Origin of the sequence: Burkholderia sp. Bp9015 (assembly GCF_003853505.1) — a bacterium.
GTDB lineage: Bacteria > Pseudomonadota > Gammaproteobacteria > Burkholderiales > Burkholderiaceae > Burkholderia.
Genome location: NZ_QTPZ01000004.1, coordinates 169,485 through 186,718, shown reverse-complemented (window position 1 = coordinate 186,718; position 17,234 = coordinate 169,485). Strand labels below are relative to the sequence as shown.

Genomic DNA, 17,234 nt, shown 5'->3' with positions numbered 1-17,234 from the left:
TGGTTGCAGCGTGCCGACTGGTCATCTGCGCAAGCTCTGGCACGGAGCGCCGGCCCTGCGTCGGGCAGATAAAACCGGAAGAAGGAAGGCGACGAAACAGGAACGGGCGACGCCGAAGCACGCCGGCCGCTTCAGCCAGAGACGACCGGCTTGATCAGCGTCGTCGTGATCGGCGCGAAGCCGCACGCCCGATACAGCGCACGGGCAGCCGTGTTGTGATTGAACACCGACAGCCCGATCTCGGTGACGCCATGGCGGCGCGCCTCGGCCTCCAGCGCATCGAGCGCGCGTGTGGCCCAGCCCTGGCGGCGCCGGGACGGGACGATGTCGAGGTCGTAGATGAACAGCGTGCGGTTCGGCCCTTCGGGCACGATCGCGTACCAGAGATCGCCGACCGTGTCGCCGCTGGCAGCGTCGATCAGTTGGACGAGTGTCTGGCCGGAAGTGAGCAGGCCGTCGGGCAGCAGCGTATCGAAGCAGGCGCGGGCGCGGCTCGCCGCGTCGTCGGCCGCATTCTGCCCGGACGACACGAGATCGCGCGCGTAGCCGTCGATGGCGCGCGTGCGGTATGCGTGGAATTCACCGGCCGTCATCGGCCGCATCTGCAGCATGGCCCGGGTGTCGCGAGGGAAGTCGGACTTCCAGTGTAGCGGGACGGTCACACCGGCGCGCGATGCGACGGCGGAAAGCGAGCAGGCAGTTGCAGCGAGCGCTGCGCCGGATCAGCGAATCAGCGAATCAGCGAATCAGCGAATCAGCGAATCAGCGAATCAGCGAATCAGCGAATCAGCGAATCAGCGGATCAGCGGATCAGCGGATCAGCGACGGTACAGGACGATCGGCACGAGGTTCGCACGACGCACGCGCTCGGCTTCGGCGCGACGCGCAGCGTACGAATATTCCGCATCGAGCGGCAGGTGCGGAGAGACGAACAGGTCGTCGATCTTTTGCAGCAGGGCAAGAATGAAGCTCATGTGAGACTCCTGACAGATGGCTCTAGGGTTTCCCCTTAGACTGACATCATTCTAAGGGTTTTCCCTGAAGTCTGCCAGCGCGCCGCATCAGTTTGCCGCACCCGTGCAACCGCCAACGGTCGGTCTCCCGCGACGCGCCTTGCCAGGCCGGGGTTTGCAGGTAGGGTCGGACGATTTAGTGCGTTCGACGCACGCGCTTCGCGGCCGCCGCCTCGCGGTTCGCATTGCGTTGCAGCCGGTCGACCTGTGACAGCATCGCTTCGTGGTGTTCCGCGAGCGTCATCAGCGTTGCCTGCTGCGTCGACAGATCGGCAGCCAGCCGGTCGATCCGCTGTTGCCGGGCATCCAGTTCCTGCTTCAGGTGCGCAATCTGCCGTGTTTGCAGCACCAGTGCGGTGAGCCCCGCGAACACGACGATCGCCAGTGCCAGCAGCAGCCGGTTGACGCGACGCATCTCGCGATCGGCCGCCTGCTTCATGCCGGCCGTGTCGGCCTGCAGGGTGGCGAGCCGATCCGACAGCGGGCGCAGATGCGTGTCGGGATCGAAGGCTGGCCCGCTCGACGCGGCCGGTTGCGCGCGATCCGCCGACGGCTTCGTCACGAACGACGCCGCGGACGCCACCGGCTGCACGACCGGCGAGGCCGGCGCTGCGGCTGCTCGCGCAGCATCAAGGGTACTCGCGGCAATCGCGGCAGCGACCGGCCCGGCCGGTTCGGCGGTCGCTTGCGGTTCGGCGCTCGCCTGCGTTTCGGCCGTCGCTTGCGGTTCGGCGGACGGCGGAGTGTGCTGCGCCGGAGGCACCTCCGCCCCGGCGCCGACAGCCGCTGCTCCCGGCACACTACGCACCGCTGGCGCTGCCGCTTCGCGCGTGCCGGCAGTCGCACGTCGCTTGCCGCCGGAGGATGCGCGACGCCCCTTCGTGGTCTCGCCGGGCGCCCGCGCCGCGTCATCGTGTGTGACCGGCACGGCGGCACCTTCGGCCTCCCCGCCCGCTTTCACGAGACGATCGGCGATGGCCGCATCGACCGCACCACCCACCGCATCGGCATTCGCGGTCGAACGATCGGCGCTCGTCCCGGCCGCGCCGCCGGCTTCCGACACGCTGCCGGCCTTCATCTGGCCGCCGCCCGTTGCCGGCTCACCAGCTGCGCGCGCGCCGCCACCATCGGACAGCCGCGCCCCGCCGGGCTTCGTCGTGTCGGCAGCGGGCGCGGGCACGACATCGGCACCGACCGCATCGCCGTTTCCACGCGTCGAAGCAGGCTCCGTCGTCGTCGCGACGTCGGGAGCCGGATCGACCGCATCGGCAGCGGCGCCCGGCGTCGCGAAGCCGTCCAGCGTCGCCTGCCGAGCGACGTCCTCGCCGTCCACAACGGCGGCCATCGGCTCGGCGTCCGCCACCGCGTCGTCACGCGAGACGGCCGGCGCACGCGCAGCCGGCTCGCGCACCGGATCGCCGAACAGGTCGAGCGTGTGTTCGTCCCGCGGCGCATCGCCGCCCGCGTTGCCGGACCGCGCGGTTGCCTTGGCGGCGGTGTCTGCCGCGGCCGCGACGGAACGCGGGCGCGAACGGGCCGATGAACGGTCGGAGCGGGAATGGGAACGGGAGCGAGGCACGGAAACGGATTCGGTCATGGAGTCGGATTGCAGGCCCGCGAGCGCGGAACCGAAGGTCGAACGGAATCAGTGACCGGCCATTGTCGCATGACCGATCGCCGATCCGGCCGATCGGATGCCGTCTATTCGTCGCCCGGCACGCCGCCGCCTTGCTCGAATCGCGTCACGCACGACAGCCCGCGCAGCTTGTCGCAGATCGCGCGGTATTCGAGATCCGACACGCGCCCGAGCGCGATGCGCACCTCATCGTGCTCGCCCGTGTCGTCGGCGCGCTGCACGATGAATTGCTTCACGCGCGCGCTGTCGGGGCCGAGCGCCGCGTGCAGCGAATCGAACGTCAGCGCGCCGCTCACCACCGTCAGCGCGAGCTGGCGCCGCTGCCGCACCGTGAAGTAGCGCCGCTCGAGCGGCTTGATGCCGGCCAGGATGATCAGGATGATGAGCGTCGCGGCAATCGCCGCGACGTACAGGCCACCGCCCACCGCGAGGCCGATCGCGGCGACCGACCACAGGCTCGCGGCCGTCGTCAGCCCGCGCACGATCTCGCCGCGCAGCAGGATCGAGCCCGCGCCGAGAAAACCGATCCCCGATACCACCTGCGCGGCGATCCGCGACGGATCGAGCACGACGTGGTCGCTGCTGCCCAGCACATCGGCGAAACCGAATGCCGATACGATCATGATGAGCGTCGAGCCGACACAGACCAGCATGTGCGTGCGCAGGCCGGCCGCCCAGGAAAGGCGCTCGCGCTCGATGCCGATGACGCTGCCGAGCGCAGCCGCGAGAACCAGCCGCATCACGAGTTCCAGGTTGCCGAGCATCCGATTTCTCTCCTTTTTTGGCGTCGGCCGCGCGGAATGTTTTATCCTTGGCCCCGGCCGCGCCGATCCTCCGGGCCGCGCCGACACGTTTCGATCCAAGCGCATAACCCCGTCATGTCCGTTTCCGACTCCGCTTCCGCCCAGGCCGCCCAGCTGCGCCGTCATTTCGCGCACGTCGTCTTGCCGATCTGGCAGGGTTCAGGGTTCGACCACACGCTGCGGCTACCGTTCGAGGCCGTCGACCCGGCCAGCCATGCACCGCTGCCCGTCACCCGTTATCGCGCCATGGCCTGCGCGCGGCAGCTGTTCGTGTTCGCGCAGGCCGGCAACATCGCGCACGCGGCCACGCTGTTCGATTCGCTGTGCGGCCGCTTCCGCGACCCGCGCCACGGCGGCTGGTTCTACAGCGTCGACGCGCAAGGCGCGCCGCTCGACACGACCAAGGACCTCTATACGCACGCGTTCGTCGTGTTCGCGTGTGCCGCGTGGCATGCGGCGTCGGGCGACGCCGCGGCACGCGCGGCCGCCGAGGACACCGCCGCGCTGATCCAGGACCGCTTCGCGCTGCAGCCGGGCGACGCGCTGCTCGACGCCGCGCGTCACGCCGATTTCTCGTCGTCGGGCAGCGGCGCGCTGCAAAACCCGCTGATGCACCTGACCGAAGCGTGGCTCGCGGCCGCCGATGCGTTCGGCGACGCGGCGTTCGACGATGCGCTCGCGCGCACCGCGCAGGCCGTCGAACGCACGTTCGTCGATACCGCGACCGGCTGCGTCGCCGAGCTGCCGCTCGGGGCGGCCGACAACCGCTTCGAGCCCGGCCATCAGTTCGAGTGGTTCTATCTGGTCGACGCGGCCGGCGCGCGCCTCGCGCAAACCGGGCTGCCCGGCGCACTCGCGCGCGCGTTCGCGTTCGCCGAGCAGCACGGGGTCGATCCGCAGACGGGCGCCGTGTGCGCGGCGGTCGACGCACGAGGCGCATGCCTCGACGGCACGCAGCGGATCTGGGCGCAGACCGAATACCTGCGCGCGCTCGCGACGCACGGCGGCACGCCGGCGTCCGCGCCGCTCGCGCGGCAGATCGAGCGCTTCGCCGCGCGCTTCCTGCATCCGCGCGGCTGGTTCGAGTGCAAGACGGCCGACGGGCAGGTGTCGCGCGCCGACATGCCGTCGACGACGCCCTACCACCTCGCGACCGCTTACGCGGCGCTGCCCGCCGTTTCGTAACCGGCGTCGGCCGGCGACGGCGACCCGCGCTCGTCGCGAACCCCGCGAGCCGCGCGCGCGTCGCCCAGTTCGAACACCGACACCGCCTGCATCAGGTGCGCGGTCTGGTCGTTCAGCGACGCGGCCGCCGCCGCGACTTCCTCCACCAGTGCCGCGTTCTGCTGCGTCAGCTGGTCCATCTGCGTGACGGCCTGGTTGACCTGCTCGATGCCGACGGTCTGCTCGACCGACGCGGCCGTGATCTCCGACATCGTCTGCACGACCCGCGTGATCGACGCCGAAACCGTCCGCATCGCGTCGCCGGCCCGTTCGACGAGTTCCGAGCCGCCGTCGATCTGCGCGACCGACTCCTCGATCAGCGCCTTGATCTCCTTCGCCGATTGCGCGCTGCGCTGCGCGAGCGAGCGCACTTCGCCCGCGACCACCGCGAAGCCGCGGCCCTGCTCGCCGGCCCGCGCGGCTTCGACCGCCGCGTTCAGCGCGAGGATGTTGGTCTGGAAGGCGATGCCGTCGATCACCGAAATGATCTCCGCGATCCGCCCGGAGCTCTGGGCGATGCCGCGCATCCGGTCGATCACGCTGTCGACCACGCCGCCGCCGTGGCGCGTCGCGTCGAGCGCCGCGTCGGCCAGCGCGCTGGCCGCACGTGCGCTGTCGGTGTTCTGGCGCACCGTCGCGGTCAGTTGCTCCATGCTCGCGGCGGTTTCCTCGAGCGACGCGGCCTGCGTGCCCGTGCGCGCGGACAGGTCCGCGTTGCCGCCGGCGATCTCGCCCGCGCCGAGGTGGATCGCGTCGGACGCGTGACGCACGGTGCGCACGGTGTCCGCGATGCTCGCCTGCATCGCGGCGAGGCCGCGCAGCATCCGGTCGATCTCGAACACGCCGCCTGCCCGCACGGCCTCGTCGAGCCGGCCCTGCGCGATCCGCTCGAAATGGCGGCCGGCTTCGTCCAGCGGCGCGACCACCGCGCGCCGCGCGGCCGCATAGATGGCCGCGCTTGCCGCGAGCATCGCCACGAGCAGCACGATGCCGACCCACTTGAACCACTGCATCCCGCTGTCGATCGTGGCGAGCGCGTCGCGGCTCGACGCGCCGCCGTAGTCGGCGAAGCGGTGCAGTTCGGCGAGATACGCGTCCTGGAAGCCTTGGGTCGGCTGGTCGAGGAACGCCTGGATGTTGTCGGCATCGAGGAACTGCACGAGTTCGCCCAGCGCGCCGCGCAGCGCGCGATAGCGCTCGGCGAGCGCGGCGACGCGCGCGCGGTTCGTCGCGTCGACGGCCTGTGCGGCCGTCAGCGCGGCGAACGCCTTGTCCGCTTCGCCGAGCGAAGCGCTGGCATGACGGATGATCTCGTCGGGCTTCGGGCCGCCGCGCACCATCCGCGTGCCGGCGCGCGACAGGTTCACGCGGGCGTCGAGCAGGCGCTCGGTCGCCTGGCTGGCCGCGTCGACCTGCGCGATCGCGACGTTCGACAGATCGTCGACGCCGCTGCGCGTCGACGCGAGCGCCCAGAAGCCGAGCGCCTCGATCGCGAACAGAAAGAGGCAAAACACGGTCAACACGCCGAGCAGACCCGACGCGAGCTTGATTTTTCCGAACATGGGGGAGATTCCTGGAGAGCCGACGATGAAGCAATGCCCCGGCATTAGCGGCATTTCTTCGTCGGACTTTAGGAACATCCGGCGAGAGGCGCCCGGCCAGTCACCGCCATTCCCGTCGAATCGCCGGCAAACGAGGACAATGCGCGCGTTCGACGCAATCATCACGTCGCATCGCGCCGGCATCTGCGCGAAATGCGGACGAATTTCCTTGCTTATCCGCGGCCCCCTTCCTAGAGTTCAGCGCAAGCGGACACGCATTGGGGAAGTCGATGACGGACATCACGGACCACGCGCGCGGCGCATTGCGCGCGCAACCGTTCAGCATGCTGCTGGGCACGGAGCTGATGCATATCGGCGACAACGAAGTGTCGCTGTGCCTGCCCGTGCGGGAAGAACTGCGGCAGCAGCACGGCTTCGTGCACGGCGGCGTGATCGGCTATCTCGCCGACAACGCGCTGACGTTCGCCGGCGCGCTGGTGCTCGGACCGCGCGTCATCACCGCCGAATACAAGATCAACTACCTGCGGCCGGCCGTGAACGGCACGCTCGTTGCGCGCGCGAAGGTCGTCTACGCGGGCCGGCACCAGGCGACCTGCCAGTGTCATGTGTTCGTCATCGACGGGGACCACGAGCGGCTCGTCGCGATCGCGCAAGGCACGATCAACCGCGTCGGAGACGGCAAGATGCCGGATGCGCGGGAGGAGACGGCGTAAGGCAGATTCGTCGGCGAATCGTTCGGCTGTCTTATTGCTCGCCCTGAACCGAAAATTGAAATGGAATCTCGGGACGCGTAAATCGAAGCCACACTTCGTTCAGGGCCGGAACAAAGCGCCGCTTTTCAAACGTGTAGTACGAAATTAATAGGCCGAGACGGGTCTCTTGTGCATCATCGAACAGATAGCTGTTCTTCGGAAATGCAAGCAATCCGGCCTTTGTTGCCAATACGGCCCGACAGGACGAAAGCAGACTCGGCAAATGAAGAAATGCCGCGCTTTTTCTAAACTCGAACGGGTTGGTCAGCAAGTAGATTTGGCGATGGCGGCCAGATTCACCAGACCCGCTGCTGTTTCCCTCCACACAGAGAGCCGACGGACGATGGTCCGCGGCTCCAGTAAAAAATATGCTCGCGCTTCCGGGGTAGATATCCACCGGATGTTCACCAGGGAAAGTCGTTGCGTTCGAAAAGCGATAGATCCTGCCGCCAATCGATATCTGGCGCTCCGCTACTGTGACGTGTACCGTCTTCCCGTCCAAGTCGATTTGAAAATCCTGGTATACGCCTCCATTGCCGCGATCGGAATATAGAAAGCTTGCGCGTTGCTGGACTGGACTGCCAAACAATGCACTCGATTGGGCCGCATAGAACTCGTCATAGCTGTCGTAGATCGTAGCGCCATGAGCGCTCCTTGCGAAGGCAACCAGGATTGCCACCAAGGTCATTGCGGGTTTCATCGGTATGCTTTTCCTCCGCTCGCCTTCAGATAGTCGGGATTGTGCTTCCAAAATACCGTATCCCCGTGCGCGGCTGTCGAAACCCACACCGAATCGTAACGCCCGCGCTCACCCCCATCGACGATCTTCCCGGTCCTTTTATTGCGGATTTTCCATCGAACGATGACCTCGCGCCGCTTCTCCGGCACGCCAAAAATGTTGTCCGATTGCGAACCCCATTTGAAGCCATCACGAACCTTGGGATGGTTTCCGTAATTGGTTTTGAAGTCCAGGCCGTCCCACCAAAATGCCCCATTCGAGGGGTCCGGCCGCTCGTTGGCCAATGCTTTTTGAGCCCAGTCAACAGCCAGCGCCATGCCAGGATTCAACGCAATTTCGCTGTCAGGCGTGCGCATCAATTTGTTGAATCTTGCGTTGGAGCCATCCCATGCATACGAGTAATTCGGGTCCGCCGCACGCAGTTCCGACACCATTTTTCCTCCCCACGCTCGGCACCGATTTGCGACGGCAAACGCAATCCCTCCGATTTCCTGCGAATCGTTCGCCGTGGACGCCTCCCCATACGCAATCGCGGCAAGTAATCGCACGTTCCCATCACTCATGCCTCTCATCGTACGTCACCCTCGCGCCATGCCACGAAGATGAGATTCGGATGCGCCTTCACCGAGAAAGCGCGAGTTTCCCCTTCCGTTAGCGCCGCGTCGCAGACAAGGGATTGCTCGTCACTCGAGAGCCTGTAGATCATTCCCTCGACAGGGGTATCGGTCATCGCATCACGGATTTCGAAGTAGCACTCGAGATCGTCATCTACGTCCACGTGCGCCCGACTATGTGTGCGAGCGTGTGGAGTAACAAGAGTCGCCGCTTCCTCTGCCGTAAAAGACATGCTCATGCCGCGCTCCGCATAAAAAACGGGCGGCGGATTGCAACCACAGACGTTGATGTCACCGCTCAACGCCCAAGGCTTGCCATTCGGCCCGGTACCTAGCCAGCGAGGACCTGCCGGCGCAATAAATCCTTCCTGCTTGCAGGCTGCGCAGTACGTTTTCATGTAGAGCGTCGCGATATGCACGCGTGGCGGCGGATTGGAACACGTGACGTGCTCCAATCCTTCCGTAATGCTCGCACTGCCACCCTGATCGCCCTTCGCAAGGAAATAGCGGATCACGCGACGTCTCCTGGGCGTGCCGTAGTCGAACGCTTCACCAGCGTGAAGGTAAAGGCGGATACGAGACCCTCGCGCTCCGGGCTGTCCGTAATGATGTCGCCGTTATCGAGTTCGCTTCCGACAAAAGCCAGCGGCTCGAAGTCACGGTTATCCGCCAGGGCAAGACCGCTTACGATTCGCGCGGTCGAACCGTCCGCATAGTGGACCTGATTACCCACGATACCAGCCTTGCCAAGCCGGACACCGGTGTTCCAGGCACCGGTAGCGTTGCGCAGCACGCCACCTCGCGCAGTCGTTGCGCCTCGCACCGCGAGCCGGTGGCGCGGCGGCTCAGGCGAAGGCACATAAGCCGCATCGAACAAGCCTTCGACCGTCTCACCCGCCGGAACATGAATGCCCCATAACCGCTGAAGTGTTTCGACGATACGATCGCCATTGCTCAATCGGCTACCTACCAGTGCAAATGGCCTTTCTCGGCAAACCGCATAATTGCCCGCACCGTCGGTAATGACTGCCTCACTGCCATCCTCGTACGTGACGACATCGCCAACCCGGGCAACAGCAAGCCCAGCGACAGCAAGGCCGCTGCTAGCTTGGGTCACACGACCACCGCGCTCAGTGAGCGCTCCGATGGTGGCGAAAAGATAAGTCGGCGCGCTCTGCTCGTTCTTCATCTGGATGTCCTTTCTCGACGAATGGATAAGGATTGTTCGACGCAAAAATTTGCGTGATCGAGAAAGGAAAAACAATCAGACGAATTCGAAACTCCTACCGACAACGAGGATTATTTTTTTCTGTCTCAATACCTCGATGCGGTCGGCATTATCCGAGATATATCCGACTTGGGATGCGCTTAAGCTTCATCGCCCGTCAACGGCAGAAAACGTGGCGCCACGCGCGCCCGAACGTTGCCGCTCGCATCGGTACGATAGATCCCGCGCGCCGCATTGTGCGGATGCTCCAGCGCGTCGGCCACGCTCAGCACCGGCGCAAAGCATGCGTCCGTCCCTTCGAGCAGCGCGCGCCAGTGCGCGGACGGCTGCTGTGCGAACACCTCCGCGAAACGCACCTTCAGCGCCGGCCAGCGCGCGCGATCGTACTGCGACGCCGGATCGACGTCGCTCAACCCGAGCCGCTCGACCAGCAACGCATAGAACGGCGGCTCGAGCGCGCCGATCGTCACGCATTCGCCGTCCTCGCAGCGATACACGTCGTAGAACGGCGCATCGTGGAAGAGGCTCGGCTGCGCGCCATCGAGCTGCCCGTTCGCGCGTGCCCACAACGCGAGCGAGCCGAGCATCAACACGATGTCGACGATCGCGCCGTCGACCACGCGCCCCGGGCCGCCGCCGCGCACGTCGAACAGCGCGCAGACGATCCCGAACGCGAGCCCGAGCGCGCCGCCCGCATCGCCGACGACGGTCGGCGGCACGCCGGGCCGGCCGTCGCGCGGTGCCGACAGCGACAGCAGCCCCGTCAGCGCGACGTAGTTCAGGTCGTGCCCGGCGGCCGTCGCGAGCGGTCCGTCCTGGCCCCAGCCCGTCATGCGCCCATACACGAGCTTCGGGTTGTGGCGCGCGCAATCGTCGGGCCCGAGGCCGAGGCGTTCCATCACGCCGGGACGCAGGCCCTCGATCAGCGCGTCGGCCTGCGCGATCAGCGCGAGCGCCGCGTCGCGGCCCGTCGGCGTCTTCAGATCGAGTTCGACGATCGTCTTGCCTTCGCGCAGCAGGTCGCCGTCGCGGCCCTGCAGCGCGTCCGGTGCGCTGGTGCGGCCGGCCGGACGCGCGATCAGCGTGATGCGCGCGCCCATCCCGGCGAGCATCCAGCCCGCGAGCGGGCCGGGGCCGAGGCCTTCGAATTCGACGATGTGGACGCCGGAAAGCGGCGCGTTCAATGACATGGCGACCTCGCGGAAATGCAACCGGACAGGGGCGAAACGAAACGGCGCTCCGATTTTATGCGAACGTGCGCGGCGCCGACGGCAAGACGGCCGATACGCGAGGTTCGCGTCGACACCGGATGACCACCCACCGCCGTCCGCCCGATGCCGGCGGAGACCGCCGCAGGCGGACGCGTCGCCGCACAAGCGACCGCGCGACTAGCCGACCGCTTCGTCCATGCGCTCGGCCAGCGCATCGCGCATCGCGAGCACGATCGCGCCGCGATGTTCTTCGATCCGCTCGACCGGCCCGGCGACGCCGATCGCGAGCGGCATGCCGTTCCAGCCGTCGGCGATCACCATCGAGATCATCGCCGCGCCTTGCGTCACCGTATGCGCCGAATACGAATAGCCGAGCCGGCGCGTCTCTTCGACCTTGTCCAGCACGACGTCCTCGTCGATCGTCCTGCCCGACCTTCCGATGCGCCGGATGCTGCGCGCCACGAGCCGGCGAATCGTGCTGTCCGGCTGCAGGCTCAGCAGCGCCCAGCCGAGCCCCGACATGCAGATCTCGCGACGCGTGCCGATCGGCGCATAGAACTGGACCGGAATCCGGTGCGCGCCCGCGACGGCGTCGATGTACTGCACGTACAGGTCGCTCTGCACCGCGATCACGACGGCCTCCCGCGTGCCGGCCGCCAGCCGTTTCGCCACGGCGTGCCAGTACCGCCGGCTGCCTGCCGCCGAATCGACGAGCGCTTCGCCGAGATTGACGAGCCGCGCCGTCGGCGCATACGCGTGCGTCCGTTCGTCATACGACAGGTAGCCGAGCATCTTCATGCTGGTCAGCAACGCCGCCGCGCTCGACCCGGGATAGCGGCAGCGCGTGGCGATCTCGCGCACGCTCAGCGGCCGCTGCAGTTCGCTGAACAGCTCCAGTACCTCGAACACCCGCGCCGCGCTCTTGACCACGTTTCCGTTCATCCCGCCCCTCCGCGCCCGTCACGGCGGCCCCTTCCACATATGTGGAACGGAATTTCCCGCCGCCAACCGTCGTGACGATACTAGGCTTCGGCCCGCGGCGTGAAGCCCCGCGGTACAGAACATACGGAGACGCCATGTCAGCCTTTCTGATCCGTGAACGGCAGGGACCGATCCTGACCGTCACGATGAACCGCCCCGAAACGCGCAACGCCATTTCGGATACCGATGCGATCGATGCACTGGTCGCGTGCTGCGACGAAGCGAACCGCGACGAGTCGATTCGCGTGCTGGTCCTGACCGGCGCCGGCGCCGTGTTTTCGTCGGGCGGCAACGTGAAGGCGATGCGTGCGCTCGCCGAGTCGGGCCTGCATGACCTCGCGGCGATCCGCACCCGCTATCGCCGCGGCATCCAGCGCCTCGCGCACGCGTTCCAGCAGCTCGAAGTGCCGGCCATCGCGGCGATCAACGGCCCGGCCATCGGCGCCGGTACCGACCTTGCTTGCATGTGCGACATCCGCATCGCCGCCGACAGCGCGCGCTTCGCGGAAAGCTTCATCGCGCTCGGCCTCGTGCCGGGCGACGGCGGCGCGTGGTTCCTGCCGCAGATCGTCGGCGCGGCCGTCGCCGCCGAGATGTCGTTCACGGGCGACGCAGTGGACGCGCAAACGGCGCTGCGCCACGGGCTGGTGTCGCGCGTCGTCCCCGACGGCGAACTGCTGGCCGACACGCACGCGCTCGCCGCGCGCATCGCGCGCCATCCGGGCACCGCACTGCGCCTGACCAAGCGGCTGCTGCGCGAAGGCCGGCACGCAAGTCTCGACACGCTGCTCGACCTGTCCGCGTCGTACCAGGCGTTCGCCCATGCAACGCCGGAACACCGCGCGGCCGTCGAAGCGCTGTTCGCCGCGCGCGACTGAACCCGCGGCGCTTCGCCCGGCACCCAGCAGGCGAACGCCAGCATCGCCGACCATCGAAGGAAACATCGTCATGATCATCAGCAACGAAGGCGCGCTCGCGGGCGTGCGCGTAGTGGACCTGAGCCGCGTCTACGCGGGCCCGTTCTGCACGCAGACGCTCGCCGACCACGGCGCGGACGTCATCAAGATCGAACCGCCGCAAGGCGACGAAACACGCGACTGGGGGCCCGCGATGCCGAGCGGCCTCTCCAGTTACTACTGGGGGCTCAACCGCAACAAGCGCAACCTCGCGCTCGACCTGTCGCATCCCGACGGCCGCGACGTGCTGTTCCGCCTGCTCGAGACGGCCGACGTGCTGGTCGACAACTTCAAGCAGGGCACACTCGAACGCTGGGGCATCGGTTACGACGATTGCCTGCGCGAACGCTTTCCGCGCGTCGTCCATTGCTCGATCTCCGGCTACGGCACCGACGGCCCGCTCGCGCGGTTTCCGGGCTACGACGCCGTCGCGCAAGGGCTCGCCGGCTTCATGTCGATCAACGGCGAGCCGGGCGGCATGCCGCTGAAGGTACCGTTTCCGGTCGTCGACTACGCGGCCGGGCTGAGCGCCGTGTCGAGCATCCTGCTCGCGCTGGTGGAACGCACGCGCTCCGGGCTCGGGCAGCACGTCGACATCGACCTGTTCAGCACCGCGCTGTCGATGCTGCATCCGCTCAGCACGACCTGGATGGCGACGGGCGACGTGCCCGTCGCGACGGGGAACGTCTACGCCGCGATCGCGCCGTACGGCGTCTATCCTTGCAAAGACAAGCCGGTGGCGACGGGCGCGGGCAACAACCGCACGTTCGCGAAGCTGGTCGAAGCGCTCGGCGTGCCCGAGCTCGCGCGCGATCCGCGCTTCGCGACCAACGCGGAGCGCGTCGCGCACCGCGACGCGCTCGACTCGCTGATCGGGCAGCTGACCGCCGAGCTGCCCGCCGACGAGGTCGTCGACCGGCTGATGCGCGCCGGCGTCGCGACGGGACCGGTCAACACCATCGCCGACGGGTTCGGCCATCCGCAAGCGGTCCGCAACGCGATGTTCGTCAAGAACGACACCTACACCGGCGCGGGCATCCCGGCCAGGCTGTCGCGCACGCCCGGCTCGATCCGCCGGCCGCCGCGGCCGTTCGCGGCCGACACCGACGCGGTGCTCGACGCGCTCGGCCTCGACGCGGCCCGCCGCGACGCGCTGCGCAAGGCCGGCGTCGTTCACGACGAGCGCGCCACCACCGGGAGCGCGTCATGACCACGCCGCGCACGTTCTCCTCCCTGACCGGCGACGACGCCCCGTCGATCCTGCGCAGCGACGACGACAGCATCGCGTGGCTGACGATTCATCGCCCGCATGTCGCCAATGCACTGTCCGCCGACGCGATCCGGCGCCTGTGCGACGAGCTCGTCACGCTCGACGACAACCCCGCGGTGCGCGCGATCGTGATCCGCGGCGCGGGCGAGCGGGCCTTCAGCGCGGGCATCGATCTCGGCGATCCCGAGATGCGCGGCATGCGGCCGATGCGCGGACTTGCACGCAACGTGCACGAGCTGATCCTCGAACTGCGCAAGCCGACCATCGCTGCCATCAACGGCTACGCGGTCGGCGGCGGCTTCGAAATCGCGCTCGCGTGCGACCTGCGGATCGCCGCCGATCACGCGTATTTCGCGCTGCCCGAAGCGCGAGTCGGCATGGGCGCGAACTTCGCAAGCGTGCTGCTGCCGCGCATCCTGCCGCGCGCGATCGCGATGGAGCTCCTGTTCACGGGCCGCCGCTTCGACGCCGACGAAGCGCTGCGCGTCGGGTTGCTAAGCCGGGTCGTCCCCGGCGCCGCGCTCGACGATACCGTGCGCGAACTGGCGCAGGCGATCGCCGCGAACGCGCCGCTCACGATCCGGCGCATCAAGGAAACGGCGACCCGCAGCTGGGGCCTGCCGGTTGCCGCGGCGCTGCGGCTCGACGTCGGTCCCGACGTCTATACAAGCGAGGACCGGGTCGAAGGCGCCCTCGCGTTCCTCGAGAAGCGCAAGCCGGTGTTCAAGGGACGCTGAGCCCGGCGGCGCGCGGCCCCGTCCGCCGCGCGCCGTCGATCGCCGCCCCGCACGCGGGCGCGGCGCATAACAAACATGGAACGGAGACACATTCATGCAATGTAAAGCACTCCTGATCGGCGCCTGCGTGCTGTGCACGCCGCATGCGCACGCGTCGTCGGTGACACTGTACGGAATCGTCGACAGCTACGTCGAATTCGATCGGATCGGCAGCCGGTCGAGCTTCCGGCAGAGCGGCGGCGGCGGGTCGACGAGCCGCGTCGGTCTGACGGGCGTCGAGGATCTCGGCGGCGGCACCTCGACGAAATTCGTGCTGGAAAGCGGCTTCTTGCCGGCCGACGGTTCGCTCCAGGGCGGCACGCTGTTCTACCGGCAGGCGTACGTGGCGCTGCAGGACACGCGCTACGGCGACCTGCGGCTTGGCCGGCAATACACGCCGTCGTTCTACATCGTGTACGAGGGCGACCCGTTCGGCCTGAACGAACGCATGTCGCCGCTCGCGCTGCTCGCGACGTCGACGGACTCGATCACGACCGCCACGACGCCGCCGATTCCGCGCTTCAACCAGGCGGCGTCGTATCTCGGCCCGGACTGGAACGGCCTGCGCGTGATGGCCACCTACGGCTTTCCGACGCCGAACGCACTGTCCACGCAGGCCGGCCGCAACTACGGCGCGGGGCTCCAGTACCGGATCGGCGGCCTCTACGTCGGCGCCGGCTTCCAGGACGACATGTCGGACGGCAACCTCGCACCCGTCGTCCAGCCGACGACCACCCGCCACTACGTATTCGCCGCCAACTACGCGTTCGCGCGGGTCAAGCTGTACGGCGCGTTCCTCCACGGCGCCAGCACGGCGCCCGGCTCGCCCGCGTTCTCGACGGCGAGCGTCGGCGCGACGGTCGACGTCGGCGCGCTCGACCGCCTGCTGGTGTCGGCCGTGCGCCGGGACGTGAAGGGCTCGGCAAACGACGCGACCGCGTTCGGCCTCGGCTACGACCATCCGCTGTCGAAGCGGACCTCGCTCTATGCCCGCTACCTGTACATGAAGAACGGCGGCCGCGCGCGCAACACCGTCGTCGCCGGCGTGCAACCGCAACCGGGCGGCACCGAGCAGGTGCTGGCGCTCGGCATCACTCGCCGCTTCTGACGGAGTGCCCATGACCTCGACCCTGTCCACCCCGGCCGGCGTGCGCGACGACGCGATGCCGGCGCTCTACCGCCGGATCTCGCGGCGCCTGCTGCCGTTCCTGATTCTCTGCTACACGCTGTCGTTCATCGACCGCATCAACATCGGCTTCGCGCACGCGCAGATGGCCGCCGAGCTGCGCTTCTCCGACGCCGTCTACGGGCTCGGTGCGGGCATCTTCTTCATCGGTTACATGGCGTTCGAGATTCCGAGCAACGCGCTGCTCGCGCGGATCGGCGCGCGCCGGACCATCGCGCGGATCATGGTGATGTGGGGGCTCGGCTCGGCCGCGACGATGTTCGTCGCGACGCCTGCGCAGTTCTACGTGTGCCGGTTCCTGCTCGGCGCGTTCGAGGCCGGCTTCTTCCCCGGCATCCTGTTCCATCTCGGCGCGTGGTATCCGCCGAAGCAGCGTGCGAAGGCGTTCGCGCTCTTCATGAGCGCGCTGTATCTGGCGGGGCTGATCGCCGGCCCCGTGTCGGGCGTGATTCTCACGGTCTTCGACGGCGTCGCCGGCCTGAGCGGCTGGCAATGGCTGTTCGTCGTCGAAGGGCTGCCGAGCAGCGCGCTCGGCTTCGTCGCGCTGCGCTTCCTCGACGACCGGCCGGAAGACGCGCGCTGGCTGTCGGACGCCGACAAGGCCGCGCTGCGCGATGCGCACGCGCAGGCCGATGCCGACGTTGGCAACGGCGTGGCGTCGACACGGCCGTTGCTCGCGCTTCGCGACTTCTGGCTGCTGTGCGCGGCCAATTTCTCGATCGCGGCGGCCGGCTACGCGCTCGTGTTCTGGATGCCGGTGATCCTGCACCGCGGTGGCCTGCACGGCGCGATGCAGATCGGCGTGCTGTCCGCGCTGCCCTACCTGTGCGGCGTCATCGGCTTGCTCGGCATGGGCTGGCGCACCGAACGCCGGCAGGCGTGGCGCGAACACGGCGTGGCCGCGATGCTCGCGTGCGCGGCGGCGCTCGTCGTGCTGGCGCGCGTCGACGGCGCCGCGAACCTGACGATCGCGCTCTGCGTCGCGGTCGCCGCGCATGCCGCGGCGCTGCCCGCGTTCTGGGTGCTGCCCGGACTCGTGCTGCCGAAGCGCTCGATGGCCATCGCGATCGCGGCGATCACGATGTCCGGCGCGATCGGCGGATTCGCGAGCCCGTTCCTGATGGGCGTGCTGAACACCGCCACCGGCTCGATGCGCGGCGGCCTCTATTTCAACGCCGCGTTGCTCGCGGCCGGCTGCCTGGCGCTCTTCGGCACGCTGCGCGCCCGGGCGGCGTCCCCTGCGCGCGCGATCTGAGCGCGCACCCTGCCCTTCACTCCTTCAT

At 68.0% G+C, this 17,234-nt stretch carries 18 protein-coding genes; 7 read left to right on the top strand and 11 right to left on the bottom strand.

The window, feature by feature from the left end; all coding sequences use genetic code 11:
* Positions 1–131 precede the first annotated feature (131 nt).
* The 4 genes from DIE12_RS06885 to DIE12_RS06875 form a co-directional block, all read right to left on the bottom strand.
* Positions 132–611, bottom strand: a complete 480-nt coding sequence (locus DIE12_RS06885; RefSeq protein WP_124486078.1) for an N-acetyltransferase — start codon at positions 609–611, stop codon at positions 132–134.
* A gap of 207 nt (positions 612–818) precedes the next feature.
* Entirely contained in the window at positions 819–974 is a 156-nt protein-coding gene (locus DIE12_RS38005; protein WP_167359264.1) for a hypothetical protein, read from the bottom strand.
* 175 nt (positions 975–1,149) lie between these two features.
* On the bottom strand, positions 1,150–2,610 hold the full coding sequence (locus DIE12_RS06880; protein WP_124486077.1) for a flagellar hook-length control protein FliK: 1,461 nt from the start codon (positions 2,608–2,610) through the stop codon (positions 1,150–1,152).
* A 104-nt stretch (positions 2,611–2,714) separates the two neighbouring features.
* A complete protein-coding gene (locus DIE12_RS06875; RefSeq protein WP_124486076.1) occupies positions 2,715–3,413 on the bottom strand; it encodes an MgtC/SapB family protein in 699 nt (232 codons plus the stop codon).
* Between the two features lie 114 nt (positions 3,414–3,527).
* Between DIE12_RS06875 and DIE12_RS06870 the strand changes: the two genes are divergently transcribed.
* Positions 3,528–4,637 (top strand): AGE family epimerase/isomerase, encoded by a 1,110-nt coding sequence (locus DIE12_RS06870; protein WP_124486075.1) that lies wholly within the window; start codon positions 3,528–3,530, stop codon positions 4,635–4,637.
* Here the strand turns inward: DIE12_RS06870 and DIE12_RS06865 are convergent.
* A complete protein-coding gene (locus DIE12_RS06865) occupies positions 4,610–6,238 on the bottom strand; it encodes a methyl-accepting chemotaxis protein (RefSeq protein ID WP_124486074.1) in 1,629 nt (542 codons plus the stop codon). The genes DIE12_RS06870 and DIE12_RS06865 overlap by 28 nt on opposite strands.
* Before the next feature lie 269 nt (positions 6,239–6,507).
* Between DIE12_RS06865 and DIE12_RS06860 the strand changes: the two genes are divergently transcribed.
* A complete protein-coding gene (locus DIE12_RS06860) occupies positions 6,508–6,951 on the top strand; it encodes a PaaI family thioesterase (RefSeq protein ID WP_044845017.1) in 444 nt (147 codons plus the stop codon).
* A gap of 31 nt (positions 6,952–6,982) precedes the next feature.
* On the opposite strand, the gene DIE12_RS06855 is transcribed toward DIE12_RS06860, so the two are convergent.
* The 6 genes from DIE12_RS06855 to DIE12_RS06830 form a co-directional block, all read right to left on the bottom strand.
* A complete protein-coding gene (locus tag DIE12_RS06855; RefSeq protein ID WP_124486073.1) occupies positions 6,983–7,690 on the bottom strand; it encodes a hypothetical protein in 708 nt (235 codons plus the stop codon).
* A complete protein-coding gene (locus DIE12_RS06850) occupies positions 7,687–8,292 on the bottom strand; it encodes a hypothetical protein (protein WP_124486072.1) in 606 nt (201 codons plus the stop codon). The genes DIE12_RS06855 and DIE12_RS06850 overlap by 4 nt, the downstream gene beginning before the upstream one ends.
* Positions 8,293–8,297: 5 nt before the next feature.
* On the bottom strand, positions 8,298–8,858 hold the full coding sequence (locus DIE12_RS06845) for a hypothetical protein (protein ID WP_124486071.1): 561 nt from the start codon (positions 8,856–8,858) through the stop codon (positions 8,298–8,300).
* The gene (locus tag DIE12_RS06840) at positions 8,855–9,532 is read right to left on the bottom strand and encodes a PAAR domain-containing protein (protein ID WP_124486070.1); all 678 of its coding nucleotides are present in this window, start codon (positions 9,530–9,532) and stop codon (positions 8,855–8,857) included. Before DIE12_RS06840 ends, DIE12_RS06845 begins: the two co-directional genes overlap by 4 nt.
* A gap of 179 nt (positions 9,533–9,711) precedes the next feature.
* Positions 9,712–10,761, bottom strand: coding sequence for a CaiB/BaiF CoA-transferase family protein (locus DIE12_RS06835; protein ID WP_124520237.1), 1,050 nt, complete (start codon positions 10,759–10,761; stop codon positions 9,712–9,714).
* A 198-nt stretch (positions 10,762–10,959) separates the two neighbouring features.
* Positions 10,960–11,724 (bottom strand): IclR family transcriptional regulator, encoded by a 765-nt coding sequence (locus DIE12_RS06830; RefSeq protein ID WP_124486068.1) that lies wholly within the window; start codon positions 11,722–11,724, stop codon positions 10,960–10,962.
* A gap of 134 nt (positions 11,725–11,858) precedes the next feature.
* On the opposite strand from DIE12_RS06830, the gene DIE12_RS06825 reads away from it, so the two are divergent.
* From DIE12_RS06825 to DIE12_RS06805, 5 genes are all read left to right on the top strand, one after another.
* Complete coding sequence (locus DIE12_RS06825) at positions 11,859–12,641, top strand: crotonase/enoyl-CoA hydratase family protein (RefSeq protein WP_124486067.1); 783 nt, start codon at positions 11,859–11,861, stop codon at positions 12,639–12,641.
* 70 nt (positions 12,642–12,711) lie between these two features.
* The gene (locus tag DIE12_RS06820; RefSeq protein ID WP_124486066.1) at positions 12,712–13,929 is read left to right on the top strand and encodes a CaiB/BaiF CoA-transferase family protein; all 1,218 of its coding nucleotides are present in this window, start codon (positions 12,712–12,714) and stop codon (positions 13,927–13,929) included.
* Entirely contained in the window at positions 13,926–14,726 is an 801-nt protein-coding gene (locus DIE12_RS06815) for an enoyl-CoA hydratase/isomerase family protein (protein WP_124520238.1), read from the top strand. Before DIE12_RS06820 ends, DIE12_RS06815 begins: the two co-directional genes overlap by 4 nt.
* Positions 14,727–14,820: 94 nt before the next feature.
* Positions 14,821–15,873, top strand: a complete 1,053-nt coding sequence (locus DIE12_RS06810) for a porin (protein WP_124520239.1) — start codon at positions 14,821–14,823, stop codon at positions 15,871–15,873.
* A gap of 10 nt (positions 15,874–15,883) precedes the next feature.
* Positions 15,884–17,206 (top strand): MFS transporter, encoded by a 1,323-nt coding sequence (locus DIE12_RS06805; RefSeq protein WP_124520240.1) that lies wholly within the window; start codon positions 15,884–15,886, stop codon positions 17,204–17,206.
* Positions 17,207–17,234: the final 28 nt, after the last annotated feature.